This window comes from uncultured Psychrobacillus sp. (assembly GCF_938022135.1).
Classification (GTDB): Bacteria; Bacillota; Bacilli; order Bacillales_A; family Planococcaceae; genus Psychrobacillus.
The window spans coordinates 33,995-58,437 of the sequence record NZ_CALIED010000087.1 but is presented as its reverse complement, the minus strand read 5'-3'; the positions used below and the strand labels follow the sequence as shown (position 1 = coordinate 58,437).

Sequence of the window (24,443 nt, the reverse complement as noted above, 5' to 3'; positions counted from 1 at the left end):
GACAGATAAGACATCACAACCACGCGCGTTAGCGATGGGTGATGGCTTATCGCTCCCCCCGCGGAAAGCGTACGTCTAGAGCGGAAATCAACTCTACTTTAAACATAAAAAATTAATAAATATTTTTACGGTTCTCTATTAATAGCTTAAATATTTTACGTATATTTCTAAATATAAATGGACAATATAATAGGGTGAGGCATCTCCTAAGAAATTAAAATATAGAGAATATCATTCAAAAAGATGACAAATTCTATATATTGGAACCTTGAATATTTCATTGGAAAAATACCTAAATTAAGCTTGAAATTTAAAGTATACTTGTTATAATTATATTTGTACTTTAAATAATAAGAACGTTCCGAAGTAGCTCAGTGGTAGAGCAATCGGCTGTTAACCGATTGGTCGTAGGTTCGAGTCCTACCTTCGGAGCCATTTTTATGCTTCCATAGCTCAGTAGGTAGAGTGCTTCCATGGTAAGGAAGAGGTCACCGGTTCAAATCCGGTTGGAAGCTTTTCTATTTTACATAAAAGTAGGGAATATACATAAAAAAGTGCTTGTTTTGAAGTAATACTTATGCTAAACTATTAATTGTCCGGTTTTTAAAGAGGATTACTGTTTTGGAGGATTAGCTCAGCTGGGAGAGCATCTGCCTTACAAGCAGAGGGTCGGCGGTTCGAGCCCGTCATCCTCCACCATAATTTTACTCCTGCCGGAGTAGCTCAACTGGTAGAGCAACTGACTTGTAATCAGTAGGTTGAGGGTTCAAGTCCTTTCTCCGGCACCATTTTCCGAGCCATTAGCTCAGTTGGTAGAGCATCTGACTTTTAATCAGAGGGTCGAAGGTTCGAGTCCTTCATGGCTCATTCACTTTTGTGAAATAAATATGCGGGTGTGGCGGAACTGGCAGACGCACTAGACTTAGGATCTAGCGCCGCAAGGCGTGGGGGTTCGACTCCCTTCACCCGCACCATTTAACTTAATAACCGAGCGGAAGTAGTTCAGTGGTAGAACACCACCTTGCCAAGGTGGGGGTCGCGAGTTCGAACCTCGTCTTCCGCTCCAAATTAAGGCGGCATAGCCAAGTGGTAAGGCACAGGTCTGCAACACCTTTATCACCGGTTCAAATCCGGTTGCCGCCTCCAATTTTAAAAAAGTATTTACTGCCTTCAATATGCCGGTGTGGCGGAATTGGCAGACGCGCGGGACTCAAAATCCCGTATCTTCGGATGTGTCGGTTCGACCCCGACCACCGGTATCATATTCGTGACTTAACGTCATACATATCAAGATCTCTAACAACTATGTTAGAGGTCTTTTTTGTTGTTTCCTAAAAGGGCGTAATCCCATGTATAAGAGTAATGAATGTCTAGATAAAGTAATTGTTAATCACCAAAAGAGTTCAGGCTGTTATTAACGAAAATAATCATTGCATTAGAAGGCTCTTAAGAATCGTTTCCATGTCTTTTTGTCCTTTAGTAATAAATACGTACATTCCCATGCATACTACGTCTTAATTGATGAAATAAAAGGGTATCTATATTTTCGTTTTCATATTAGTTACTTTGTATATTTTTAAACTGGATGGACACGAGAGACAGAGAGGAAAAGACGCATGTTTTCTACGATACTAATGGGATTGACGATCTTATTTTTGGTAACAACCTTATACTATTTCTTTTCAGGTCATAAATATAAGAAAAGCTATTTTCAGTCAACTTTATTCCAAAAGCTATTTTTCGCTATGCTTGGCATTACTTTTGGATTTGCTGTTCTTTATTACTTATTGTCTATGGAAGGAGATGTAGTAAGAGTCAGCACTGAAGAGGGGAAAAATGGAGGAGAAAATTTTTTAGATTATCTCTATTTCAGTGGAGTCACCATTTTATCAGTAGGCTATGGTGACTTGGTGCCTGTAGGAAAGGCGCGGTTCTTTGCGCTTATACAATCAGCGATCGGTCTTCTGCTGCCAACCGCATTTTTTGTTAGTGCTTTGAGTGAAAAGGGAGGTAGCAGTGGAGAAGATGCAAAAAACGAAAATGAAAGTGAGCAAAGCAGTGACAATGATGGGCAAACAGGTAGTTGATGTGTCTTTCCTATAAAGTAAAACAACTGGTGAAGATGTCATCTGAAAAGAATATCTTTTATCATTAAATAAGCATGTATTCATTTGGAAATCACCATACTAACACTATGAATGGAAGATAGGTGACTATAAGTGAAGAAAACAGTACTGATCATATTAGTTATAATGCTTGTTGTATGTGGAGGACTTATATTAGCTATTTCAATATCTCCAACTAAAAAGTTTAATGAAGTAAAGATCGAAGCTACTAAAAAGCCGGTAGTTCTTATTGTAGTCGATTCATTAATGGCAGAACCATTGCAGCAGACGATAAAAGAGGGAAAGGCACCTGCATTTTCCTTTTTAATAAATAATGGGGATTTTTATCCAGAATTTATTAGCTCTTACCCAACTATGTCCGTGACAATAGATAGTACCTTGTTGACTGGAACATATGCAAATCAGCATAAAATTCCAGGCTTGATTTGGTTTAAAAAAGATGAGGAACGCATGGTCAGTTATGGAAGTGGAATCAGGGAGATATGGGACAATGGAGTTAAAAATGTAGTGGCTGATAGTGTTATCCATCTGAATGAAACACATTTAAGTAAGGAAGTTCTAACGATTCACGAAGAATTGGCAAATGCTCAAATTCAGACTGCTTCTGTTAATGGATTATTATACCGGGGTAGCTTTAAGCAGGATTTACATGTACCTAAGCTACTTTCTATTACAGATCTCTTGCCAAAAGAGATAAAAGTGAAAGGGCCAATGCTTTTTTCGCTCGGTGGCTTATCTCAATATAATCCAGAGAACGACAGATATAAATACGTCTGGAAGCGGATGGGGGTAAATAATGAGTTTACTTCTAATGAACTGACTTATCTAATTGGACAAGGGAAGCTTCCCGCCTTTACTCTAGCCTATTTCCCAGATGCGGATGCTTCCATACATAAAAATGGTCCTGGTGATAGATCTGGGATTGAGAAGGCTGACCAAGCACTGCAAGAGCTGTTGAATAGTTTTGGCTCTTGGGAAGATGCAGTAGAGGAGGTAACATGGGTAGTCCTGGGTGATAGTGGTCAATCTGCAGTTAAGGAAGAAAAGGAAACGGCTTTGATTGATTTAAATGAATTGTTAAAGGGTTACACCTTCTTAGAAAGAGGAAAAGAAAATGCACAGCTAGCCATCGCAGTGAATGAACGAATGGCCTACATCTATTTAAATGATAAAAAAATCTCTTTTTCTGATGTAGTAGAAAGCTTAAAAAAGGATGAACGAATTGGTTTTATTGCATGGAGCGATGAACAAACGAATCATGTTATAAGCACAAACGACAAAGAACTCACCTTCTCACCAAATGGATCTTATATAGATGAATACAAGCAGTCATGGCAATTAGAGGGAGATTTGGCTACTCTAGATATAAAAGATGAGCAAGGAACTTTACGCTATCACACATATCCTGATGCGCTAGCTCGGCTCTACGGCGCACTCCACTCCCAAACCGGAAAAGTTATCATAGTAGATGCAAAGCCTTCTTACGAATTTATTGAAAAACATAGTCATGATCATGCTGGTGGCGGTGCACATGGCTCCCTCCATCGGGTAGATTCCGTTGTTCCCCTAATCGTTTCGGGTGAGACAGAAAGACCACCATCCAACCGACTTGTGGATGTGAAGGAGTGGGTAATAGGGTTGTTGGGTGGCTCATAAAGGAGAGCCACTTTTTTTATGTAAGCACAGTAATTATAGACTTTTTATTGTTCCAATAAATATTTGTAATTTCCATTATTAAGAAGTTTTATTTTTCTACAATAGGGAATAACATAATTAGAATCAAAAAAAGAAAGGCGAGGAATTAAAATGATTAAAACATATAACTTTATTATCGAAGGAAAAATTATTGAGGTACACGCAACTTCTAAAACAGAAGCGCAAAGCAAGGCAAACCATATATATGAAGAACTTAAAAGTGAACAGTATCAGCAACAGCAATAAAAGACTCTCAACGAGACGTTAAGAGTCTTTTATTTTATTTCATTTCTTCATTTAAATTCAAAAATAATTGTTCTAGTTGTTCTTTTGGAATTTCTAGATAAGAATCTCCAATACTAATTTCAATTTGACATTTATCCCCATCCTGCTCACTTAAATAGCTAGATATCCCTATGCGGTTATCAAGCTGGGCTTTGCTAAGAATAGCTGCCATTTCCTCTGGGGAACGATTAAAATGGACATGAAACATATTAGAAACGGGTATTTCTGGTACAGTGTAAATATCCTTACAATCATTAAATAGCTGTGCTAGCTCTACAGAATTTTGGTAGTATTGCTCCATTTTGTGTGCTCGCTTATCAAAATAATAATCTGCTGATAGAATATAAGGGTACAAGCTTATAAGTGTTCCACCATAACGCTTTCTCCAAACTTTAGATTTCTCTATGAAATCCTCGTCACCGGCTAGAATAGCTCCCGCAATACCGCCAATTCCTTTATAAAAAGATATATAAACACTATCAAATAGGTCGCAAACCTCAGTGGCTGTTTTATTATAGTATGGTAATACTTCTAAAAGTCGTGCTCCGTCTAAATGAAGCTTTATACCTTTTTCACGACAATAGGCTGAAATCTGTTCTAACGTTTCAAAGCTAGGAAGCCGACCACCAATTTCTCTTTGGGGTAGCTCCAATAGAAGACATGCTATGTCCTCTTTAAGGTTTTTTACGTCTTCTAGCTCAATTACTCGATCCTTGTCTGCAAGCAGGATCGTTTTAATCTGGTGTATTTCCTTTAATCCATCCATTTCGTGTATTTCTAGATGGCTTAAAGGGTGATAGGCAACCTGGTTGAGCTGCTTCTCATCGCACCAAATACGTAATGCAATTTGCTGAGCCATTGTTCCACTAGGGAAAAATGCAGAAGTTCCCTTACCTAAAAGTTTAGCCATCTTCTTCTGAAAATCTTCTATAATAGGCCCGTTTCCATAGATATCGCTAAATTGGTCCTCAGAAACATCCTTCAATGCATCCTTTAAGACGGAGATATCTCGATTTCTATGACCGGATAAATAATATGTACATTCGTTAAAGGAACTTTTTAAATCATTCATGTAATCTTCCCCTATCTTGTTTTGTCTTTACCATAATATAAGTATAATGTATTTTTATTCTGATTGTTTAAATTAATTGGTATGAAAGAAGTACGTTGTATTAATACGTTCCTTTTGGTATATTATTAGTAATATACAATCTACGATGTGATCAAGTAAATAAGAATTGTGAAACAGAAAATATAGCGTTTGCTGAGAGCTATATCACCCCTTCTTGTTGAAACCTACCACGGAGATGTTATGCAAACATAACCGATTCGTTATCGTTATCAAACGTTTAGAGGGCTTAAAACTTATTTTAAGCTAAACTAAGGTGGTACCACGTCTATTCAAGCACAAGGACGTCCTTTTCGAAGGACAGCTTTGTGCTTTTTTATATTTTAAGGAGGAAAAGTAATGACTAACCAACAACAAAACGATTTTACTAAATGGTATATCGACACAATCCAAAAAGCTGATTTAATGGATTATACACCAGTACGTGGATGTATTGCATTTAAACCGGACGGCTACGAAATCTGGGAGCATATCCAAGCAGAGATGAACCAACGCTTTAAAGAGACAGGACACCGTAACGCTTATTTTCCAATGCTAATTCCTGAATCATTTTTCCAAAAGGAAAAGGATCATATTGAAGGCTTCTCACCAGAGCTTCCATGGGTTACAGAGGCTGCAGGTGAAAAACTAGAGGAGCGTTTAGCGCTTCGTCCAACCTCTGAAACGATGATTGGTCATCTGTATTCTGATTGGATTAAAAGCTATCGTGACCTACCTGTACTGATCAACCAATGGGCTAACGTATTCCGTTGGGAAAAGAAAACACTTCCTTTCATTCGTACCTCTGAGTTTTTATGGCAAGAGGGTCATACAGCTCATGTGGATGAAGAGGAAGCTCGTCAAGAAACAATGCAAATGCTAAATATTTATAAAGAGGTAGTAGAGGGACTTTTAGCTATTCCTGTATATGACGGTCAAAAAACTCCATCTGAACGCTTTGCAGGGGCAGTAGATACTTATTCCATCGAAGCTATGATGAAGGATGGAAAAGCGGTTCAGGCTGGAACTTCTCATTACCTTGGAACTAAATTCGCTGAAGCATTCGATATCAAATATTTGAATAAAGAAAACAAGCACCAGCATGTGCATACGACTTCTTGGGGAACTTCTACTCGATTAATCGGATCTGTGATCATGGTTCATGGTGATGAGCAAGGTCTTGTGCTGCCACCACGTATTGCACCGACACAAGTTGTTTTAATACCAGTCGGGCCATGGAAAAAGAACCCAGCAATAATGGAAAAACTAGATGAAATCTTTGCTGCATTAAAAGCAAAAGGTATCCGAGTTCGTTTAGACGATTCTGATCAATCACCTGGCTATAAATTTAATGAGTGGGAGCTTAAAGGTGTGCCAGTTCGCGTTGAATTAGGACCACGTGATTTAGAAAACAATCAAGTGCTTATGAAGGCTCGCGATTTAGATGAGAAAGAATCAGTTGATATAAATGTTATTGTGGAGCGTGTGGAAGAAGAGCTAAACACAATGCAAACTCGTCTATTAGAAAAAGCGCGTGCATTCCGTGATGCAAACTCTCATACCCATGTCGATTCCATGGATCAGCTGAAACAGCATTTAGAGGACTCTTCGGAAAAAGGAGAAATCCCTGGATGGATCCTTGCTGGATGGTGTGGAGACGATGCTTGTGAGGAGCATGTTAAAGAAGAAACAAAATTCACAACACGTAATATTCCATTCAATCCACCAGCTGAAAAATCAACTTGTATTAATTGTGGAAAAGAATCGAAACACACGGTATGGTTTGCAAGATCATACTAATTAAATATGGAACACATAAATCAGTCATTGTTTCTACAATGGCTGATTTTTTTATTTTCAAAAGTCTTGTAAGATTAAGGAAAGTAAAACGTCTAATGAAGTAGTAGGGAGATAGGGGGGATCACTTGGAAAGGGATTTAATCGAGGAGTGGTTTGAGTTATATGAGCGGGATGTGACCAGCTTCCTCATTTACTATACGGGCTCTATGGATGTTCAGGACCTGGTGCAGGAAACTTTTCTTCGTGGATTGAAGAAGATTGCCTACTTTAAGGAAGGGGCACATCCAAAAACATGGTTAATAACCATCGCAAAGAATATAGTGGTTGATCGCGCTAGAAAGAATAATATTTGGAATCGAATAAAATACGTTTTGCGAGATGAAAAACAGATAGAGGGATTAGATCATACTGTTTTACTTGGTGAGATGAATCAAGAATTATATCTAGCTATAAATAAATTGCCAGCTAAAAACAAAGAGGTAATTATTTTAAAGGCAATATTAGAAATGACTTCTAAACAAGTAGCCGAGATTCTAGAATCCAATGAAAACCACGTGAATGTTCTTTATCACCGTTCGCTAAAGAAGCTGAAGAGCATTTTGGAAAAGGAGGGATTTGAGTATGAAGCGAGAACACGATGATTTGGAGGAACGGTTGCGCAATCTTCCGAAGCATTCTCTTGATAAAGAAGAAAAGAGAAAAGTGATTTACAGCATTCGAAATGCTCCAAAATCAAACAGATTAAGGTTTCTAAACCCTCTATCTGTTTTTGTTGCAGCGGCCTGCCTTTTAATGGTTGCTTATTTAGCAAGCCCCATGTACAACCCAGATTTAACGAAAGAAACAGAAGTAGGCATGGGCTCGTTGACGGAGCAGGAATTTATAAAAAGCCTCGATCTTCAAATAGATGATATTAAAAGCACGGAGATTTCAATGAATGCATCAGGGGAGAAGCTCCATGCAGTTAGGACGGAGTTATCTTTAACGTCTAAAGAGCTTATACCAATAGATGTTTGGCATTCTATGGAGTTTCGAGCGGAAAATAAATACCTTTTCTTAAAGGACAGTTACGGTATTGGAAATAGGGCAAGCTATAATTCAAATCCGAATAAGGGTAGATATGATTACACAATTACATTTGAATCTTTATATGCAAATTATTCCGAAGCAGAACTACAAAAATTATTAGAGGCAAGCAAAGATATCAAGTTTTCGGTGGCTTATAAGGGAAAAACGTATGATTTAAATAATGAGTTACCACAAACCGTTACACTAGACGCTCCATTTGCAGCATCCTTTCCTTTACCAGATTCGCCTCAAAGTGTAACAGGATTGGAAGGGAAAATTGGTATATTAGGGCCTGAGAATTTTGTGGCAGAGGATACTCGTCGAGGTGCAAAACTTATGCTCTACTATTGGAGTGATCCTGAATCTTTAGTTGGAAAGGAATATAAGGTAGAGGCGATAAACAGTTATGGAGAGAAGCTTTTATTGTCAGAGGGAGTATTAGCCGCCGGTTTATATAGTGAGGACGCTCATATTTTAACAAGCTTTCCAGCCTTTACTACAGAGGGAGAGTGGCAGCTTTCCTTTTATGTGGAAGAAGAATTGTTTGAGGCATTTAGGATAGAGGTTCTTCCACCTTTTCCAAAGTCCGAACATTACGTGCTGCTAGATTCACCTAAGGAGGTTCAAATTGGTGAAACTACTAATGTACTTATAGAAAGCTCTATTGGGGAAAAGGAAAGTATAGAGGTTCATTTAGTAAATTCAAATGGAGATGAAATTGTACAGAGGAGTAACTTCCAAAAAGACAAAAATCATGTAATTGATGCAACTACTTATGAGAAATTATACCATTACGAGGGGGAAATTAATTTCCCTAAAGAAGGTTCCTGGAAACTTGTCATTGACGGAGAACAAACACAGGTCTTTGAAAATTAACTAAGCAAAAACGCTCCTTCCCTAAAATGGAAAGGAGCGTTTTTCATAGTAGGAAGTCCGGTCGTACACTAATTGGAGGTCGATTGCAGTTGCAATGGTTAGTCATTAGTTATTAGTCACAAAGTAAATGGTAAATGGTCATTGGTTTGCCACCAGTTAAATTGTAATGACCTCCTACTATGCCTTGGCAAGGAGTCTCACCTTACCAAGGATACATATTAAGCATATTTTTCATCATCAAAGGCAATAGTAACGGCATAGTTTTTCGCGTTAATCAGCCCAGATAGCTTATTGGCATCCTTTTCAAAGTCTAATGCTTTTTTTCGGTATTCCTCTGGCTCATATAAGGCAACTTCTACATAAGTGGTTCCTTCGCCGTAGCCGCTGAACTGGATTCTTTGCTTTTCATGGCTTCCTAGCTGTTTATATACTCTTGCCTGGGCCCGTAGCTGAGTAGCTAGTTCAATTGCTTCCACAATGGTGAGGTCAGCTTCTTTATATGTAACTGTATTGTTTAAGTTAGCCTCGTATATAAGTCGATCAAGCTTTCTAATATCCGAGCGAATATCATTCATTTCTAAATCGATTGCGCTCACAGTTCGTATAGGGGGAGCAGGAGTAGTCCCCTTCTCGATAACAGTGAAACCGACACGCATCATTTCTATCTCCAACTCTTGAACTCTCTTCAATAAAATACTCTTAAGCTTTACTGCCTCTGCAAGAAGTATTGGTGCCATAATTTATATCCTCCATTCTATTTGGTTACTGTCTAATACAACACTTGCGGCTTCTCCGCCGTGTACTTGCGTGAACATTTGTCCCATGGATTCTAATAATTTTACCGCTTCTTCCTGACTCATAGAAGGTCGTAGATATACTACTTGTATAGCACTCGTTGTGCTTTCAGTAACTGCAGTTCGTTTAGAATCGACAAATGGACTTCCGAATGCACCTATTTCATCTTGAAGTGTTAAAATCCCGTGTAAATTATTTTCTCTACCATTCAATCCAAGATAGTTTGCTTCTACATTGCCTACAGTGATAAAGATATCCTCTTTAATCTCATCCAAATCATAAATTCCAAGAGGAATCTCATAGCGCATAGAGAAGAAGTTATTTAAATCTACAGCAGAATGCATAGGTGTGATATAATTTTGTTTTGCAATCCTTCTGTACATTGCTTCCATAGAAGGACGATAACGGTTAGGGTCTGCTCCAAGCTTTTTCCAAAGACCTCGCCATTCCTTTATCCCATCAAAATCATTAACTGCTTTTTCCTCTAATTCGAAAAAAAGCTGTTCTTGAAATAATTGGAGGCGTCCCTTAAGCATTTGAGGGGAAGATGATACAATAATTTTGTTATAATAAATAAGGCCAATTTTAAAAGTAGGCTCTATTTGTAATAGAGAAGTATCTAATTTTACAAACATTTTAAACCATCCTTGTATATATTTTCTTCATTGTACCATACAGAAAGGAGAACTCTAGTGAATATAAACCAGTTTCAACAGAACCTCATAGAATACGCTGCATCCATTGGAATTGATAAAATTGGTTTTACCACTGTTTCTCCATTTCATGAATTGAAAAATCATCTGATTCGCCAGCAGGAGCTAGGATATGCTTCCGGCTTCGAGGAGCCGGACATTGATAAAAGGACCAATCCTCAGCTTTTAATGGAGGAGGCACAGAGCATTATATCTATAGCTATTGCGTATCCGTCTAAAATGAAGGATGCACCACAAAGTGTAAAGGGAGCGAGACGTGGAATATTTGCTCGAGCCTCATGGGGGATGGATTACCATACCGTTTTAAGAGAAAAGCTCGCTCAGTTAGAATTATATATTTTAACGCACATACCAGAAGCTAGGCTGCGCTCAATGGTCGATACTGGTGAACTGTCAGACCGTGCTGTTGCCGAACGTTCTGGGATTGGGTGGAGCGCCAAAAATTGTTCTATCATCACCCCTGAATTTGGATCTTATGTTTACTTGGGAGAAATGATCACCTCTATTCCTTTTGCTCCAAGTGAACAGATGGAAGATCAGTGTGGAGACTGCAGGCTTTGCTTAGACGTCTGCCCTACTGGTGCTTTAATAGAAGGTGGTCAGCTGAATGCACAACGATGTATCGCCTTTATCACACAAACAAAAACGATGGTGCCAGATGAGTTCCGAGCGAAGATAGGGAATCGGATATATGGCTGTGATACATGCCAAACCGTCTGTCCAAAAAATAAAGGCAAGGCTAATCTTCATCAGGAATCATTCAAGCCTGACCCAGAGCTAGTGAAGCCTTTATTGTTACCGTTACTAGGCATGACGAATCGGACCTTTAAGGAAACGTATGGTCATATGTCTGGTTCATGGAGAGGGAAAAATCCAATTCAAAGGAATGCAATCATTGCATTGGCACATTTTAAAGAAGAGGGAGCCGTTCCCACGCTGATCGAACTAATGCTAAATGATGCAAGACCTGTAATAAGAGGGACAGCAGCATGGGCATTAGGCAAAATTAATACAGAGGAAGGCTTGCTTGCATTAAAGGAAGCAGAAACAACAGAACAAGAAGAGCAGGTTTTAGAAGAGATTCGCAAGGGTCTTGCGTTTTATACTATTGAAAATTAGGAAGTGGAATCATTGAGTATTAATGTCGTTTTATATCAACCAGAAATTCCTGCAAACACAGGAAATATTGCTAGAACGTGTGCAGGTACAGGCGCAAAGCTTCATCTTATCCGGCCATTAGGCTTTTCTACAGACGATAAAATGCTAAAGCGTGCAGGATTAGATTATTGGGAGCATGTGGACATCACCTATTATGATGGGTTAGATGAGTTTTTCGCTGCTCACCCTGAAGCTGAATATTACCTCATCACTAAATTTGGCGCGAAGCCACATACTACTTTTGATTTTAGTGATTCAGAGAAGGATCATTTCTTTATATTTGGACGTGAGACGAAGGGACTTCCACGTGAGTTTATCGATGCACATCCAGACCGTGCGCTTAGAATACCGATGAATGACAATATTCGTTCATTGAATCTCTCGAATACTGCAGCAATTCTTATTTATGAGGCTTTGCGTCAACAGGATTATCCAAACTTACATTAATAAAAAAACGGACGATGTCTTATGCAGACTCGTCCGTTTTTATGTTGAATAATTATTATTTCTCAGATGCACCTGGTTTGTCGTCGTATCCTGCAGTGAAAATTGCAGTAAGAAACGCAACACAAACGCCAAGAATAAGGATTAGTTTCATACTTAAGCGCCTCCTCTATATATTCTAAATCTTAGTATAACCTAATTTGTAAAAAAATGAAACGATACAATAAAACGAAATTATGTCTGAAATAGAAAGTGTCAAAGTTGCATGTAACGTGTGATTCTACTAGGATAGATAAAAAGGAGTGATTTTTTAAATGGATAATTTGAAAAATGGTCCAGAGAACGGCTCAATGGCAACAAATATGGACGAGGTAAAAACATTAGGCAAGCAAATGGAGCGCATGAGAGATAACCAAGAGCTAGAAGAAGATAACCGTGTATCAGACCCTGCTCAATCAGATAGTGCTACAATTATGAAGAAGAGGAAAGACGACTGATTCTTCAGTCGTTTTTTTCTTGAGTTTGCCCCTTATAAGTTCAAATGGATAAAAGCAGTGGTGGCTGAGGAACTGCCTCCTCGTATTTCCCCATTTGCCTGTCGGGGCAGAACCAGGCGATTACGCTTTTATAAATATATGGGAAGGATGAGATTGATGGAATTACTTGAGGATTCAACAAAGAGATTGGCTAATGGAGTTGAGATGCCGCGTCTTGGGTTAGGGGTATATAAGATGACCGAGCCTGAGGTTGCTCTAGAGGCAATTACATATGCTTTGGAATCTGGCTACCGCCATATCGATACAGCGTCATTATATGCAAATGAAAGAGAAGTTGGTGAAGCAATACGAACTTCTGGAATCTCACGCAAAGAGATTTTTGTAACTACTAAGGTTTGGAATACCGATCAAGGCTACGATCAGACGTTAAGAGCCTTTGAAAAGTCTTTAGAGCTATTAGGTATGGATTATGTAGATCTATACTTAACTCATTGGCCAGTTGCTGAGAGTTATATAGATACATATCGTGCAATTGAACGTCTTTACGAGGAGAAGCTTATTCGAGCGACAGGCGTATCTAATCATAATCAGCACCATTTAGAGGCAATAGCCGCTAAAGCTAATATAAAGCCTATGGTCAATCAGATAGAGTGCCATCCTAGACTGACGCAGTATGATCTTAGAGAGTACTGTGCCTCCGAGGACATTGCAGTTACGTCTTGGTCACCGCTAGCTAGAGGTAGATTATTAGAGGAGCCTACGTTGGCTCGTATCAGTGCTAAGTATGGGAAATCTACCGCACAGGTGATTATCCGCTGGCATTTACAGCATGATTTAATTGTTATTCCAAAGTCTATTACTCCGGAAAGAATCCATGAAAATTTTGATGTATTTGACTTTGAATTATCATTTGAAGATGTAAAAAATATTGATGCACTCAATTTAAATGAGCGAACTGGAGCAGATCCAGATAATTTTAGCTTTTAATAAATGAAAAAAAATGGTCGTTACTGAGGGGATTTCAGTAACGACCATTTTTTATTCGCTGTTATAACATGTATGAACTTTTCCCTGTGAAAGAATAGGAAGTAAAAGGGATACAGCGTCAATAAAGGGGGTTTATTCTAATATTACCCATTAGTGAACAATTTATTCATATGAACTGAAGGATGTTTAGTTAAAACAATTTTATTTTTGGATTATTAATTGGGATTAAGTTAAACGGGATAAAACCATTCCAAATAGAGCTACTAGAACTCTAACAGCGTGTTAGCTACCATCATTCAATTGTCCTGCTGTCTCATAGTAGAATGGATATGTCCAGAAGGAGAATGAGAAGCTATTATCGAAGTTAGGTTACAGGGTATTAATCACTTAAAGTAACATTTTAGAAAAGAGGTATTTTAATGGCAAAAGAGAGAATTTTACCGAAACCAGATAGGTATGCTGTTTGTTCCCCTGAGGGTATACCTATTAAGAAATTTTATGAGGGAGTATTTGAAGAAGTATATATCTTTTTTCATCCTTTTATTAAACCAAAAACAATTAAATATGAACTCTTTGAGCCAGACACATATACAAGTAGAGATGACATTATAAAACATTGTGAGATGCTTACTTGGAATCAGTTTTTAGAAATCTCTGGAATTGATAACTATCAACAATTAGATATTGGACTAAGAACTTCTATTTCTGGGCTAAACCAAACCTATAAAAATGAAAAATTAGCAAAGGTTATTTTAGATGTATGTGAGCAAGAAGAAATTATTGCTCCAACAGAAGGATGTTTTCCAGAGACTTTAATAACAGGTATATTGGAGAATATAAAAAAACAGGGACATGATTGGATTTGGTATGGAGATGAATTTGGTACAGAACGAAAATTAGAGTATGTTGACGATTTAGTTACCAATTGCGACACTTTTCCTATCCATCCTATAAACCTCTTTACTCACGATCATAGTATATTGTTGACCACCCATTGGGATAGTCATTTCTCTATGCTATGTTCAGATAAAAATACAATAAATGAAATAGTCAAATCCTGTAATCTAGAAGGTTTTTATTGCGAAGAAAGCACCATGATCTATTGGAGTATAAGGTGATTTTATAATGTACAGAGTTACATTAAGTACACATATTTTGATAAAAGAAAGCTCTCGAAATTGTAATTTCGAGAGCAGCTTGTTATTAGTTTCTTTATTCAAATCTAGAATATTATCGCTTATCCTCAGCGATAATTACTTCTCCAGTAATCGGATGCTTGAATTGAACTTTAAAGGCATGTAATTCATATGTTTTAGTAGGTGATCTTTTTGCTCCATACAAATCATCTCCAACAATTGGGTGACCTAAATGTGCTAAATGTACTCGAATTTGATGCGTACGACCCGTTTCTAAAATAGCATGCACCTTTGTAAATTGGTCATGTCGGCCGACTACCTCATAATGGGTAATTGCCAGCTGTCCAGAAGGAGATACACGTCTTCTAGTAGGATGGTGTCGGTCGCTTCCAATAGCTGCACGAACGGTACCATGATTACTCTTCATTTGACCTTCTACAATCGCTTCATACGTACGGACAATTTCTTTTTGTTCAATCATTCGGTCTAGCATGCCTTTTACGATTGGATTCTTCGCTACTACTACTAGCCCTTTTGTGCCTTCGTCGATGCGATGGATATGCTCGCCGTAGGAATGTCCCTTGCTCTGCAAGTAATGGGTAACTGTATTCATCAATGTATGGTTTTGACCTTGCTCGTTAGGGTGAGTCGCTACTCCGCGTGGCTTAGAGGCGATGAGTAAATACTCGTCCTCATAGGCAATATATAAAGGGATTCGGTCAGATGGTAAATAGCTGGAGGATTCTCCTTCCCATTTGAAAGTCAAAACGTTGCCCTTCTGCTGTGGTAATTTCCATTGTAATAGTTCCCCGTCTTGATCGGTCACAGCTTTTTGCATTCGGAGCTCATGTATAAGTTTCTTGCCGAGCTTCCATTTAGTTTGGAGCAGCTGGTCGATTGTCAGATCATCCTCTTGAATCGTATAAGTAAGTATATGTTGCATAATCTCTCTCCTTTAAAAAAAGTCATGTCAATGAGACATGACCTTTTTCTTTATTTTAATACAACTTGATCAAAAAATGCTTGAATATTTTCATTTGGCTGTGCATTAGGCATACGAGCCACTTCTTTACCATTTTCAAAATGGATTAAGGTAGGTGTACCTTCGATTTGAAAATCATCCCATCCTTGTTCATACTCTAAAACATTATATTTTAAAATCTCTACATTGTTTTCCTCGGCAAGTGGCGTCAATCTTGGTGTCATTTCCTTACAATGTGAGCATTCAGGACTGAAGAAATAAACTGTAAAGGTTTCCCCTTTTTTAATTTTATTATCTAGATCCTTTGGTAAAATAATATTTTGGTAATTTGGATCATCAAGTAAGTCAATAGTGGATTGCTTTAGATTATCTGTATCATAAGGATTATTCTCTAAAGCATTTTTATTTTTTTGACTGTTTAATACAAAAATTAATACAAAAACTAATATTATTACTCCGCCGATTATGGCAACTTTCTTCATGTTACTTGTCCTCCTTGAGACTCTTCAAAATAACTAAGCTACTAATTGCGATTAAAAGAAACGCTATTAAAGCTAAGAATGGGATAGTGATAAATCCGAATACATTTATATATTCACCAGTACAAGGAACTCTACCGCAAGCAGGGGCTACGTCCTGTAAAAAAGCCAGCTTTTGTAGACTATAATGATAAATAGAGAAGCATAGTCCTATTGTAGAAAATATAAGGGTAGTAACAGCTATCTTTGCATTTTTTTGTGCTATAGCTATCCCAAGTATGATCACAAGAGGATACATGAGAATGCGCTGATACCAGCATAACTCGCATGGCTCGTATTGCCGTATCTCAGAGAAATACAAGGAACCCAGAGTCGCTACAAATGCAACGGACCACATGAATAACATAATATTTTCGATTTTCTTAGTCATAGTTATGCTCCTTTAAAATGCTTTGAACTCAAATAGAATTATAAGCGTTAAAAGAGGGCATGTAAAATATTTTATATGTGAACAAAAGAGTTATATAATGAAAGTTAGTACTAAAAAGAGGAGCGGTATAATGTCAGAAGAATTTGATTTATCACAGTTTGAAAAAAGTATGATTATTAGAGAAATGACTTTCTCAGATATAGATTCGATTTTAGAAATTTCACGTTTATGTTTCCCAGGTATGGACCCTTGGAAGGTTGAACAATTAAAAAGTCACTTGACCATATTTCCAGAGGGACAATTGGTTGCCGAATTAGACGGCAAGGTAATTGGCTCCTGTTCAAGTCTTATTATTAACTTTGATGAGTACGATGATCGCCATTCTTGGTCTGACGTAACTGATAAAGGGTATATCACCAATCATAATCCTGATGGATATAATCTATACGGGATTGAAGTTATGGTACATCCTAAATATCGACGAATGAAAGTTGGACAAAGACTTTACGAAGGTAGAAAGGACATTGCACGCCAATTCAATTTAAAATCAATTATTATTGGTGGACGTGTACCTAATTATCACAAACATGCCGATGAAATGTCACCACGTGAATACGTAACTGCAGTATCTCGACATAAAATATATGATCCAGTTCTAACATTCCAGCTTATGAATGGCTTTACGCTAATGCGTATTAATCCAAATTATTTACCAGATGACGTTGCCTCTGCAAAATATGCAACATTAATGGAATGGAATAACGTCGATTATATTCCATTGTCTAAGCGACACTTTAAAACAAGCTACCCGGTACGAATTTGTGCAGTTCAATATATGATGCGAAAGATTAATTCTTTTGAGGAATTTGCTAACCAATGTGAGTACTTTGTAGACGTTGCTTCAGACGCGCAATCAGACTTTGTGGTATTCCCAGAAATTTTTACAACACAGCTTATGTCATTTTTAGATGAACAATCTCCAAGCCAGGCTGTACGTAAGCTAACAGAGTACACTCCTCAATATATGGAGCTATTCTCTGATCTAGCCGTACGATATAACATTAACATTATTGCGGGTTCCCATTTCGTAGAGGAAGAAAATGAGGAAATATATAATATCGCTTACTTGTTCCATCGTGATGGATCTATTGATAAGCAATATAAAATTCATATAACTCCTAATGAAAGAAAATGGTGGGGGATTAGCGCAGGAGACTCCGTTAAAGTTTTTGATACAGACTGTGGGAAAATTGCCATCCAAATATGCTATGACATCGAATTTCCAGAGCTTGCAAGAATTGCAACAGATATGGGAGCAAATATTATTTTCACTCCATTTTGTACAGAAGATCGCCAAGGCTATTTAAGAGTTCGATATTGTGCCCAAGCTCGCGCTGTCGAAAATCAAATCTATACGGTAATATCTGGGACTGTAGGGAATTTACCTCAAACTGAGAATATGGATATCCAGTATGCTCAATCAGCAATCTTTGCCCCTTCTGATTTTGAATTTGCTCGTGACGGAATCGTTGGAGAAACAGAGCCTAACGTGGAAATGGTATTAATCGGAGATGTGGATTTAGAAATTTTAAGAAGACAGCGTCAAGATGGTACAGTTAAGCATTTAAAAGACCGTCGACATGATGTATACAGTATAGATTATAAAAAATGATGGATGGAGTAGAGATATATGTCCTATAAAAAACTCTTCGAACAATGGAATAGCGTAAATGATATGGAAGCTGTATGGAAAGACGACCTTAAGCTTTTAGCCGCCGATGAAAAAAGACAAGAGGATGCCTTTTACAGAGATTTGGAATTTGGAACTGGTGGTATGCGAGGAGAAATAGGAGCTGGCACGAACCGTATAAACAATTATACGGTTCGCAAAGCAACGACGGGTCTAGCAGAATATATCAAGGCTGCTGGTAAGGACGCGATGCATCGTGGTGTAGTTATTGCTTATGATAGTCGAAGGTTTTCTCCAGAGTTTGCACAGGAGGCAGCGAACACGCTAGCTGCTGCTGGTATTAAAGCTTATATTTACCGTGAGCCTAGAACAACTCCACAGCTTTCTTTTTCAGTGAGAAGGCTTAATGCATATATGGGGATTGTTATTACAGCCAGTCATAACCCACCTGAATACAATGGTTATAAAGTATACGGGCAAGACGGCGCCCAGTTAAATTTACAGGATGCAGATACTGTTATTGAATATGTTAAAAAAGCGGGAGACGCACTATCTATTAAAAATAATGAAATTAATGAGGATCTAATCGTTTATTTAGATGAGAGCATGGATTCCTCATATATAGATGCGTTAAAAACAGTTCAAGAAAATCCCGAACTAGCATTAAAAACAGATTTAAAAGTAGTATTTACCCCATTACACGGAGCTTCAGGTAAAACTACAAAGCGTATTTTGACCGAAGCAGGCTATCAGCATATCTTTTACGTGGACGAGCAAATGGAGCCAAATGGAGAGTTTCCAACGGTTGCGTCTCCTAACCCAGAAGAGGAAAGTGCCTTTGAATATGCTATCCGATATGGTGAGCAGTATGAAGCTGATATTTTAATAGCTGTAGATCCAGATGGTGACCGTGTAGGAGCAGCAGTTAAGACAAAAAATGGCTATAAACTCCTGACTGGCAATCAAACCGGGGCTATTTTAATAGAGTACTTATTAATGATGCGTAAGGAAAAAGGGACGATGCCAGCAAAAGGCCGAGTGTTTAAAACAATTGTCACGTCTGATTTAGGCAGAGTAATAGCAGAATACCACGGCGCAAGTACGGAGGACGTGCTAACAGGTTTTAAATTTATCGGTGAGAAAATTAAACACTACGAGGAAACAAATGAATATGAGTTTCTTTTTGGTTATGAGGAAAGCTATGGCTATTTAGTAAAGGACTTTGCAAGAGATAAGGATGCAATTCAAAGTGTTTTGGCATTAGTCGAAGCAGCTGCCTACTATAAACAGAAGGGGCTGACATTAGTAGATGTCTTGAACAGTCTATATGAAAGACATGGCTATTATCTAGAAGGCTTAGTGTCCGTTACGAAAAAAGGCGTTAGTGGAGCAAAGGCGATTGCTAACCTGCTGGAGCAAATCAGAGTGAATCCTATAACAGAAGTTGCAGGTATCGAAGTGCTTTCACAGGAAGATTATTTATCATCTGTACGAACATTTACGGATGGCAGAGAGCAAGAGAAGATATTGTTGCCTTCTTCCAATGTATTAAAATACTTCTTGGCAGATGGTTCTTGGGTATGTGTACGACCTAGTGGAACAGAGCCAAAAATCAAATATTATTTTGGAGTAACAAGTGATTCAGCAGAAGAAAGCCAGAAAAAGCTGGAAGCGATCAAAGAATCCTTTACGGGCAATTTAAATCAATATTTAGAATAGAGAAGAGGCGCTGAAATTTTTTCAGCGTCTTTCATAATATAAAGAAGGATTTAAAAAGAGCATGGTCTATGGATTATTTTAGTTGTATTTAAGGTAATATTATAATCAGTAATTTAAAGTAATAATTGTATATTATTGGTATAATATAAGTGCAAAGACGGTTTAGCTGAAATTTTGTTTTGGCTTATTATGTATAATGTCAAATTTGGCTATAGGAGTGTTGTTCAAATGTTAATTTCTTTGTTCGTGTTGGCGCTAGTTATTGGGATACTAACTTTCATTCTTACTTTTAAACGATCTTGGACATTTAACTTAATAATATGGGGCATTTATTTAGCGGTTATATTTGCACCAATATTTACTGTTGTTTATGCATTTATGTATGAGAACATATTCGAAAGTGGATTGGCAGGAAGAGCATTCGTCCTGTTCGAAATGATTGCAATTCTAATGCTCATAGTTGGTTGTATAGGAATTATTAGAAAGAAAAAGATGAAATCTGATGTTCAATTATAAATCGACTTTTCACTAGAGTGTAGAATAGAATTTTCTATATGAATGTTAAATATGATAAAAGTTTAATCGTATTCAAGGAAATTCTTGACTTTTTTTATTAAGGCTATGTTAAAGGTTAAGGTTGATTTTAGATACACATAAAAAAGAGCTAGGATATTTCTCCCGGCCCATGTTAATTTAATATTTGCTAAAGCACCTCGTGAGCATAACCGGGGATTTTTTAATCTTCACTATTATGTTCTTTATAGTAGTCACTTTCCGTAAATTTATCATAATTTCCATCATGTTCTCTTTTGACTAGAACAACTTTACTATCTTCGTTCGAGGAGTATATTTTTTCTCCAACCTCTAGAAAATTGGATGATAGATTGTCCTTTGGCATTACTTCTTTATCAACTTTTTTATTAACTTCTCCAATTTTATCCGCGACTGTGAATTCATTATTTTCAATATCACCTTGCCAAGTGTACTCTTTCCCATCAATTATCAAATATGCACCATAAGAACTTTCCGAACTTCCACTATTACAACCAGACAACACAACTAAAACAAAAAGATGTATTAGTAATGATAGAATGCTTTTTCTAAGCATATTAACTCCCCCTTCACAGAAAATAGACAAGTGAGTTCTACAATGGTTTCAAAAATAAAGCACATGTTCAACTAAATTGCTGCTTTAGTTTAATAAGAAAAAGACTTTACTCCTTTTTGAAGTAAAGCACCCGTTAGTTGAAGAAGAAAGAGCAGTTTATTCCCTCATCGTGCCCGATTGGTGAACAATGACTATGACTTTAATTCTTATTTGAATACATCAAAAACTTTGTTTTCGCTATCTTCATACTGGCAAATAACGATTTGTAGGTTTTTCATATTCCAGTCTTTAGAGCGTAGATAGATAAACGTATTATCCAATTCTACAATTTTGTCAGCCGTAAGATAATTTAAATCGAAATATTTATCGTACTCCTCGTTGTAACCAGGTGTCTCGATAGTTATAGGACTAAATAAGCTTGAAGGCTGTTGTATTGTTTTTTTGATTACTCTCGAACTAATATTGTATTGATAGGTATAAATAAATTCATTGTACATATCATCATTCCCAATAAAGATGGTTGTACCATCTTGTGATACAGATGCCAACATCATTGGAAGGTCATATGACTTAATTTGTTCATATGAAATTCGATTTGTAACTATAGAGTCTTGCATATTATATACGACTACTCCAAATGTACCTTGCATAATCGCAATGTTGTTATCGGCATATAAAAGTTTGGGCATTTCGGAACCTATATTCATTTGTTCAATGTCAGACGTGTCTACAGCTAATTCTTCACCCTCGGGTAAGGTGTTATCAGAACCGAGTATAGGATGTTCGTTGTCTTGACCCACCAGTGTAATTGCATCGGAATCATTTGCTTGGCAAGCCGCTAATAATAGGAACAGTGATATAAAAGTGAAAAGTAATTTCTTCAAAAAGTCGCCTCCTTAAATTGTTAGACGTGAAGATAGTGGATATGTTTCAAATCATTTCTTGTTCATACAGATAGGTAAGCTTTTGAAGTTATCGCCAGCTTTTCCCCCTGTTCACACCGTACGTGCGACTTTCACCGCATACGGCGTTCCAACTAATCCGATTTATTCTTTCTATGTATAAGCAGACGAGTGCTAATTTTCCGAAGTTAGATTATTTCATTGTTACATTTCAGTCGTAAATTATTTACTTTTTCTATTTGTTTTTTTGAAAGCTTTACAGCTTTTAAGAACTTTTCAATTTTTACTTTGTCTTTCAAATGTATAAGTTGATGTATAGCTTTGTTCAAAATTATTAAGTTCGAGTAGCTATCATCTTTTGAAATGTGAAAAGGATTAATATGATGACAATGACAATCATTAGTTCCTAAATCTTCTCCTAAAATGGCACATTTACCATATTGGGCGATAAACTTACTGATTCTGTTGTCGTTATATTCAATAGATCTGTTTGGAATGTAGTTTTTCATGAGAGACGTGAGCGTATTATTATCGATAGCCTTTAGGCTATTATGAATTTTTGCTCTACCTTCGGTAGTAAAGTTACATATCACTTGGGAGAAACCAAGTGTCTTTCTCCAACGTTGTGCATGGATGGGGACAAAGACCATATTTTGTATCTTAAAAAATTTGGACTTGTAACCCTTGTACCTCTTCTGTAAAGTCTTCGTCATCTCATCGAAACTTGCCTCTGTTCGGATATTCTTTAGTTGATTGTATAACGTCTTGCGTAGATGTAGATTTAACTCATTCAAATTAATGGTGATTTGAGTTGCAGCTGAGTAATAGTTTTGGATTCCCATTACAACGGTATTAAAGTTCCAAACAGTCTGAATGCAAGGCTTTCTCTTGATTACTTTAATCGCTTCTTTAATTTTTTGAAAAGCATTTGCTTTAGCCTTTTTTGACATACCTGACTTTGCTACGAAACCAAATCTAGTTTTTCCTTTTCTTATGGCTTTTATGGAAAACCCTAGAAACTCGGAAGAGTTTTTCTTTAAGTTCACAACCTTAGATTTTTCTTCACTCGTTTCCAAGTGTAATCTCTTATTCAAGAAGTCTTTTAATGCATAATTCATTTTTATAGCTTGTGACCTTGTTCGGCACATCACCTTAAAATCGTCCGCATAACGGACGATAAAACACTCTTTCAAACTCGATTTCTTTAATTGCTGATACTTGCTACCATTGGTCGAATACGTGTAGTTACTTTCTAATGTTTCCCATTGGTCACTAACCCACCAATCCAATTCATTTAACACAATGTTAGATAATAAAGGTGAAAGAATACCACCTTGCGGTGTTCCTTTTATAGGAATACCTTCTCCTACAATTTCTGCTTTTAATAACCTAGATATAATAGAAAGAAGGGACTTATCCCTAATGCCCAGCGACCACATTTGTTTTAACAGTTTGCTATGATTTACATTATCAAAGAAACCTTTAATATCTACGTCAACACAATGATGTAGACCAGATTGGTTAATCAGAAATTCGAGTCTAGCTTTTGCATGATGAGTGTTTCGATTCGGTCTAAAACCATAACTATGTTTATGGAATTTAGCTTCACAAATTGGCTCTAAAATTTGCAGTACGCATTGTTGAAAAATTCTATCCCAAATAGTTGGTATCCCTAGAGGTCTAGTTTTGTCTATTCCTTTTGGAATTAAAACTCGCCTAATAGGCTGTGGTTGATACCATTTGAACATGGCTTGAACTTTTGTTATTACGTCTTCTACCGTTAAATGAAGTATATCCTTGATTGTTAAATTATCTGTTCCCGCAGTTTTGCTACCTGTATTTCTTTTGATATTTCGGTAGGCAAGACGTATATTGTCTTCAGAACTCATTAAGTCTGTTAAGTCATAGAAGTGATGACCACTAACACTTTGAGCATACAGTGTATCGAAACATTCTTGCATACTATAATACTCATTGTGTCTCAGTTTCTTCCGTTTCAATAAGTCGGTGACTCCTTTCGGAGTTAAACCTCTATTAGTCTCACAAGAACCTTATTAATCGATAAAGAACTGCCTTACTTGGTTGAATAAATCTTTATTAGTCTAGTGGCTATCCCTCCATGTGGATTAGACATTTCATTGGTACTATGCCACCACTTTCACTGATATAAAGGCAAGTTATACAGTAACTAATATCATTATTGCTTTCCCTGCCAACGTTTCTTAGGGAGTAAGCCCTCCACGTTATCAGCTTACAACGTTGAATTATATCTATTAATAGAATGAACTTAGGTGCATCCTCTAAGCCTGTTAGCGTTCATACGCCTGTAACGTATCATGGATTTTCATATTAGCTAGTCTTACTAATCCACATCTAACCTCACAATTTGGTGATATACACATTTCTATGTATCGCAGTTCTAGACCAGTACATTCAGATATTCGT

Annotated in this window: 23 protein-coding genes, 9 tRNA genes and 1 other annotated feature; of the genes, 23 read left to right on the top strand and 9 right to left on the bottom strand. The window is 37.2% G+C overall.

Annotated elements, in window-relative coordinates; all coding sequences use genetic code 11:
• Nucleotides 1-360 precede the first annotated feature (360 nt).
• From Q0371_RS18430 to Q0371_RS18375, 12 genes are all read left to right on the top strand, one after another.
• Nucleotides 361-435, top strand: a tRNA-Asn gene (locus tag Q0371_RS18430).
• Nucleotides 436-442: 7 nt separating this feature from the next.
• A tRNA-Thr gene (locus Q0371_RS18425) sits at nucleotides 443-515 on the top strand.
• A gap of 108 nt (nucleotides 516-623) precedes the next feature.
• Nucleotides 624-699, top strand: a tRNA-Val gene (locus tag Q0371_RS18420).
• Between the two features lie 13 nt (nucleotides 700-712).
• A tRNA-Thr gene (locus Q0371_RS18415) sits at nucleotides 713-788 on the top strand.
• Nucleotides 789-794: 6 nt separating this feature from the next.
• Nucleotides 795-867 (top strand) — tRNA-Lys (locus Q0371_RS18410).
• Nucleotides 868-889: 22 nt separating this feature from the next.
• A tRNA-Leu gene (locus tag Q0371_RS18405) sits at nucleotides 890-974 on the top strand.
• 17 nt (nucleotides 975-991) lie between these two features.
• Nucleotides 992-1,066 (top strand) — tRNA-Gly (locus tag Q0371_RS18400).
• Nucleotides 1,067-1,072: 6 nt separating this feature from the next.
• Nucleotides 1,073-1,146 (top strand) — tRNA-Cys (locus Q0371_RS18395).
• A gap of 31 nt (nucleotides 1,147-1,177) precedes the next feature.
• Nucleotides 1,178-1,259, top strand: a tRNA-Leu gene (locus Q0371_RS18390).
• Between the two features lie 357 nt (nucleotides 1,260-1,616).
• The gene (locus Q0371_RS18385) at nucleotides 1,617-2,087 is read left to right on the top strand and encodes a potassium channel family protein (RefSeq protein WP_251556713.1); all 471 of its coding nucleotides are present in this window, start codon (nucleotides 1,617-1,619) and stop codon (nucleotides 2,085-2,087) included.
• Nucleotides 2,088-2,219: 132 nt separating this feature from the next.
• Entirely contained in the window at nucleotides 2,220-3,782 is a 1,563-nt protein-coding gene (locus Q0371_RS18380; protein WP_298473957.1) for an alkaline phosphatase family protein, read from the top strand.
• Between the two features lie 150 nt (nucleotides 3,783-3,932).
• Nucleotides 3,933-4,067 (top strand): hypothetical protein, encoded by a 135-nt coding sequence (locus Q0371_RS18375; RefSeq protein ID WP_277347124.1) that lies wholly within the window; start codon nucleotides 3,933-3,935, stop codon nucleotides 4,065-4,067.
• A 34-nt stretch (nucleotides 4,068-4,101) separates the two neighbouring features.
• Here the strand turns inward: Q0371_RS18375 and Q0371_RS18370 are convergent, their stop codons facing one another.
• A complete protein-coding gene (locus Q0371_RS18370) occupies nucleotides 4,102-5,178 on the bottom strand; it encodes an aminotransferase class I/II-fold pyridoxal phosphate-dependent enzyme (protein WP_298473952.1) in 1,077 nt (358 codons plus the stop codon).
• A gap of 133 nt (nucleotides 5,179-5,311) precedes the next feature.
• Nucleotides 5,312-5,530: a binding site (T-box leader), on the top strand.
• Nucleotides 5,531-5,574: 44 nt separating this feature from the next.
• On the opposite strand from Q0371_RS18370, the gene proS reads away from it, so the two are divergent.
• The 3 genes from proS (at nucleotide 5,575) to Q0371_RS18355 (ending at nucleotide 8,958) form a co-directional block, all read left to right on the top strand.
• Nucleotides 5,575-7,014, top strand: coding sequence for a proline--tRNA ligase (proS, locus tag Q0371_RS18365; protein ID WP_298473949.1), 1,440 nt, complete (start codon nucleotides 5,575-5,577; stop codon nucleotides 7,012-7,014).
• A 125-nt stretch (nucleotides 7,015-7,139) separates the two neighbouring features.
• Nucleotides 7,140-7,655, top strand: coding sequence for an RNA polymerase sigma factor (locus tag Q0371_RS18360; RefSeq protein ID WP_298473946.1), 516 nt, complete (start codon nucleotides 7,140-7,142; stop codon nucleotides 7,653-7,655).
• Nucleotides 7,636-8,958: a hypothetical protein gene (locus Q0371_RS18355; protein ID WP_298473944.1), complete on the top strand. Its 1,323-nt coding sequence runs from the start codon at nucleotides 7,636-7,638 to the stop codon at nucleotides 8,956-8,958. Before Q0371_RS18360 ends, Q0371_RS18355 begins: the two co-directional genes overlap by 20 nt.
• A gap of 218 nt (nucleotides 8,959-9,176) precedes the next feature.
• On the opposite strand, the gene Q0371_RS18350 is transcribed toward Q0371_RS18355, so the two are convergent.
• Both Q0371_RS18350 and Q0371_RS18345 read right to left on the bottom strand, forming a co-directional pair.
• Nucleotides 9,177-9,695, bottom strand: coding sequence for a hypothetical protein (locus Q0371_RS18350; protein WP_298473941.1), 519 nt, complete (start codon nucleotides 9,693-9,695; stop codon nucleotides 9,177-9,179).
• Nucleotides 9,696-9,698: 3 nt separating this feature from the next.
• Nucleotides 9,699-10,388, bottom strand: a complete 690-nt coding sequence (locus Q0371_RS18345; RefSeq protein WP_298473938.1) for a phenylalanine--tRNA ligase beta subunit-related protein — start codon at nucleotides 10,386-10,388, stop codon at nucleotides 9,699-9,701.
• Nucleotides 10,389-10,445: 57 nt separating this feature from the next.
• On the opposite strand from Q0371_RS18345, the gene queG reads away from it, so the two are divergent.
• The 5 genes from queG to Q0371_RS18320 all read left to right on the top strand — a co-directional run bounded on the left by queG (nucleotide 10,446) and on the right by Q0371_RS18320 (nucleotide 14,670).
• Entirely contained in the window at nucleotides 10,446-11,585 is a 1,140-nt protein-coding gene (gene queG, locus Q0371_RS18340) for a tRNA epoxyqueuosine(34) reductase QueG (RefSeq protein WP_298473935.1), read from the top strand.
• Between the two features lie 12 nt (nucleotides 11,586-11,597).
• Entirely contained in the window at nucleotides 11,598-12,071 is a 474-nt protein-coding gene (trmL, locus tag Q0371_RS18335; RefSeq protein WP_251556701.1) for a tRNA (uridine(34)/cytosine(34)/5-carboxymethylaminomethyluridine(34)-2'-O)-methyltransferase TrmL, read from the top strand.
• Nucleotides 12,072-12,382: 311 nt separating this feature from the next.
• The gene (locus Q0371_RS18330) at nucleotides 12,383-12,565 is read left to right on the top strand and encodes a hypothetical protein (RefSeq protein WP_144541921.1); all 183 of its coding nucleotides are present in this window, start codon (nucleotides 12,383-12,385) and stop codon (nucleotides 12,563-12,565) included.
• A gap of 156 nt (nucleotides 12,566-12,721) precedes the next feature.
• Entirely contained in the window at nucleotides 12,722-13,552 is an 831-nt protein-coding gene (locus Q0371_RS18325; RefSeq protein WP_251556699.1) for an aldo/keto reductase, read from the top strand.
• Between the two features lie 419 nt (nucleotides 13,553-13,971).
• Complete coding sequence (locus tag Q0371_RS18320) at nucleotides 13,972-14,670, top strand: DUF2711 family protein (protein ID WP_298473928.1); 699 nt, start codon at nucleotides 13,972-13,974, stop codon at nucleotides 14,668-14,670.
• A gap of 112 nt (nucleotides 14,671-14,782) precedes the next feature.
• On the opposite strand, the gene Q0371_RS18315 is transcribed toward Q0371_RS18320, so the two are convergent.
• From Q0371_RS18315 to Q0371_RS18305, 3 genes are read right to left on the bottom strand one after another with little or no spacing between them, the layout of a single operon-like run.
• Complete coding sequence (locus tag Q0371_RS18315; protein ID WP_366518629.1) at nucleotides 14,783-15,631, bottom strand: RluA family pseudouridine synthase; 849 nt, start codon at nucleotides 15,629-15,631, stop codon at nucleotides 14,783-14,785.
• A 50-nt stretch (nucleotides 15,632-15,681) separates the two neighbouring features.
• Nucleotides 15,682-16,152 (bottom strand): thioredoxin family protein, encoded by a 471-nt coding sequence (locus tag Q0371_RS18310; protein ID WP_251556696.1) that lies wholly within the window; start codon nucleotides 16,150-16,152, stop codon nucleotides 15,682-15,684.
• 1 nt (nucleotide 16,153) lies between these two features.
• The gene (locus Q0371_RS18305; protein ID WP_251556695.1) at nucleotides 16,154-16,579 is read right to left on the bottom strand and encodes a disulfide oxidoreductase; all 426 of its coding nucleotides are present in this window, start codon (nucleotides 16,577-16,579) and stop codon (nucleotides 16,154-16,156) included.
• 130 nt (nucleotides 16,580-16,709) lie between these two features.
• Here Q0371_RS18305 and Q0371_RS18300 point away from each other — a divergent pair, with 130 nt between their 5' ends.
• The 3 genes from Q0371_RS18300 to Q0371_RS18290 all read left to right on the top strand — a co-directional run bounded on the left by Q0371_RS18300 (nucleotide 16,710) and on the right by Q0371_RS18290 (nucleotide 20,504).
• On the top strand, nucleotides 16,710-18,251 hold the full coding sequence (locus Q0371_RS18300) for a carbon-nitrogen hydrolase family protein (RefSeq protein ID WP_169360642.1): 1,542 nt from the start codon (nucleotides 16,710-16,712) through the stop codon (nucleotides 18,249-18,251).
• An 18-nt stretch (nucleotides 18,252-18,269) separates the two neighbouring features.
• Complete coding sequence (locus Q0371_RS18295) at nucleotides 18,270-19,988, top strand: phospho-sugar mutase (protein WP_298473922.1); 1,719 nt, start codon at nucleotides 18,270-18,272, stop codon at nucleotides 19,986-19,988.
• 228 nt (nucleotides 19,989-20,216) lie between these two features.
• Complete coding sequence (locus tag Q0371_RS18290; protein WP_298473919.1) at nucleotides 20,217-20,504, top strand: hypothetical protein; 288 nt, start codon at nucleotides 20,217-20,219, stop codon at nucleotides 20,502-20,504.
• Nucleotides 20,505-20,724: 220 nt separating this feature from the next.
• On the opposite strand, the gene Q0371_RS18285 is transcribed toward Q0371_RS18290, so the two are convergent.
• The 3 genes from Q0371_RS18285 to ltrA all read right to left on the bottom strand — a co-directional run bounded on the left by Q0371_RS18285 (nucleotide 20,725) and on the right by ltrA (nucleotide 23,959).
• Nucleotides 20,725-21,096: a hypothetical protein gene (locus Q0371_RS18285; RefSeq protein ID WP_298473916.1), complete on the bottom strand. Its 372-nt coding sequence runs from the start codon at nucleotides 21,094-21,096 to the stop codon at nucleotides 20,725-20,727.
• A gap of 206 nt (nucleotides 21,097-21,302) precedes the next feature.
• Nucleotides 21,303-21,980, bottom strand: a complete 678-nt coding sequence (locus Q0371_RS18280) for a hypothetical protein (RefSeq protein WP_298473913.1) — start codon at nucleotides 21,978-21,980, stop codon at nucleotides 21,303-21,305.
• Between the two features lie 206 nt (nucleotides 21,981-22,186).
• On the bottom strand, nucleotides 22,187-23,959 hold the full coding sequence (gene ltrA, locus Q0371_RS18275) for a group II intron reverse transcriptase/maturase (RefSeq protein ID WP_298473968.1): 1,773 nt from the start codon (nucleotides 23,957-23,959) through the stop codon (nucleotides 22,187-22,189).
• Nucleotides 23,960-24,443 lie beyond the last annotated feature (484 nt).

Excerpts from the sequence above, each read along its gene's own strand:
- Q0371_RS18385 (WP_251556713.1), top strand. The coding sequence starts at position 1,617 with ATGTTTTCTACGATACTAATGGGATTGACGATCTTATTTTTGGTAACA.
- Q0371_RS18375 (WP_277347124.1), top strand. The coding sequence starts at position 3,933 with ATGATTAAAACATATAACTTTATTATCGAAGGAAAAATTATTGAGGTA.
- Q0371_RS18370 (WP_298473952.1), bottom strand. The coding sequence starts at position 5,178 with ATGAATGATTTAAAAAGTTCCTTTAACGAATGTACATATTATTTATCC.
- proS (WP_298473949.1), top strand. The coding sequence starts at position 5,575 with ATGACTAACCAACAACAAAACGATTTTACTAAATGGTATATCGACACA.
- Q0371_RS18355 (WP_298473944.1), top strand. The coding sequence starts at position 7,636 with ATGAAGCGAGAACACGATGATTTGGAGGAACGGTTGCGCAATCTTCCG.
- Q0371_RS18350 (WP_298473941.1), bottom strand. The coding sequence starts at position 9,695 with ATGGCACCAATACTTCTTGCAGAGGCAGTAAAGCTTAAGAGTATTTTA.
- Q0371_RS18345 (WP_298473938.1), bottom strand. The coding sequence starts at position 10,388 with ATGTTTGTAAAATTAGATACTTCTCTATTACAAATAGAGCCTACTTTT.
- Q0371_RS18330 (WP_144541921.1), top strand. The coding sequence starts at position 12,383 with ATGGATAATTTGAAAAATGGTCCAGAGAACGGCTCAATGGCAACAAAT.
- Q0371_RS18325 (WP_251556699.1), top strand. The coding sequence starts at position 12,722 with ATGGAATTACTTGAGGATTCAACAAAGAGATTGGCTAATGGAGTTGAG.
- Q0371_RS18320 (WP_298473928.1), top strand. The coding sequence starts at position 13,972 with ATGGCAAAAGAGAGAATTTTACCGAAACCAGATAGGTATGCTGTTTGT.
- Q0371_RS18315 (WP_366518629.1), bottom strand. The coding sequence starts at position 15,631 with ATGCAACATATACTTACTTATACGATTCAAGAGGATGATCTGACAATC.
- Q0371_RS18310 (WP_251556696.1), bottom strand. The coding sequence starts at position 16,152 with ATGAAGAAAGTTGCCATAATCGGCGGAGTAATAATATTAGTTTTTGTA.
- Q0371_RS18305 (WP_251556695.1), bottom strand. The coding sequence starts at position 16,579 with ATGACTAAGAAAATCGAAAATATTATGTTATTCATGTGGTCCGTTGCA.
- Q0371_RS18300 (WP_169360642.1), top strand. The coding sequence starts at position 16,710 with ATGTCAGAAGAATTTGATTTATCACAGTTTGAAAAAAGTATGATTATT.
- Q0371_RS18295 (WP_298473922.1), top strand. The coding sequence starts at position 18,270 with ATGTCCTATAAAAAACTCTTCGAACAATGGAATAGCGTAAATGATATG.
- Q0371_RS18290 (WP_298473919.1), top strand. The coding sequence starts at position 20,217 with ATGTTAATTTCTTTGTTCGTGTTGGCGCTAGTTATTGGGATACTAACT.
- Q0371_RS18285 (WP_298473916.1), bottom strand. The coding sequence starts at position 21,096 with ATGCTTAGAAAAAGCATTCTATCATTACTAATACATCTTTTTGTTTTA.
- ltrA (WP_298473968.1), bottom strand. The coding sequence starts at position 23,959 with ATGCAAGAATGTTTCGATACACTGTATGCTCAAAGTGTTAGTGGTCAT.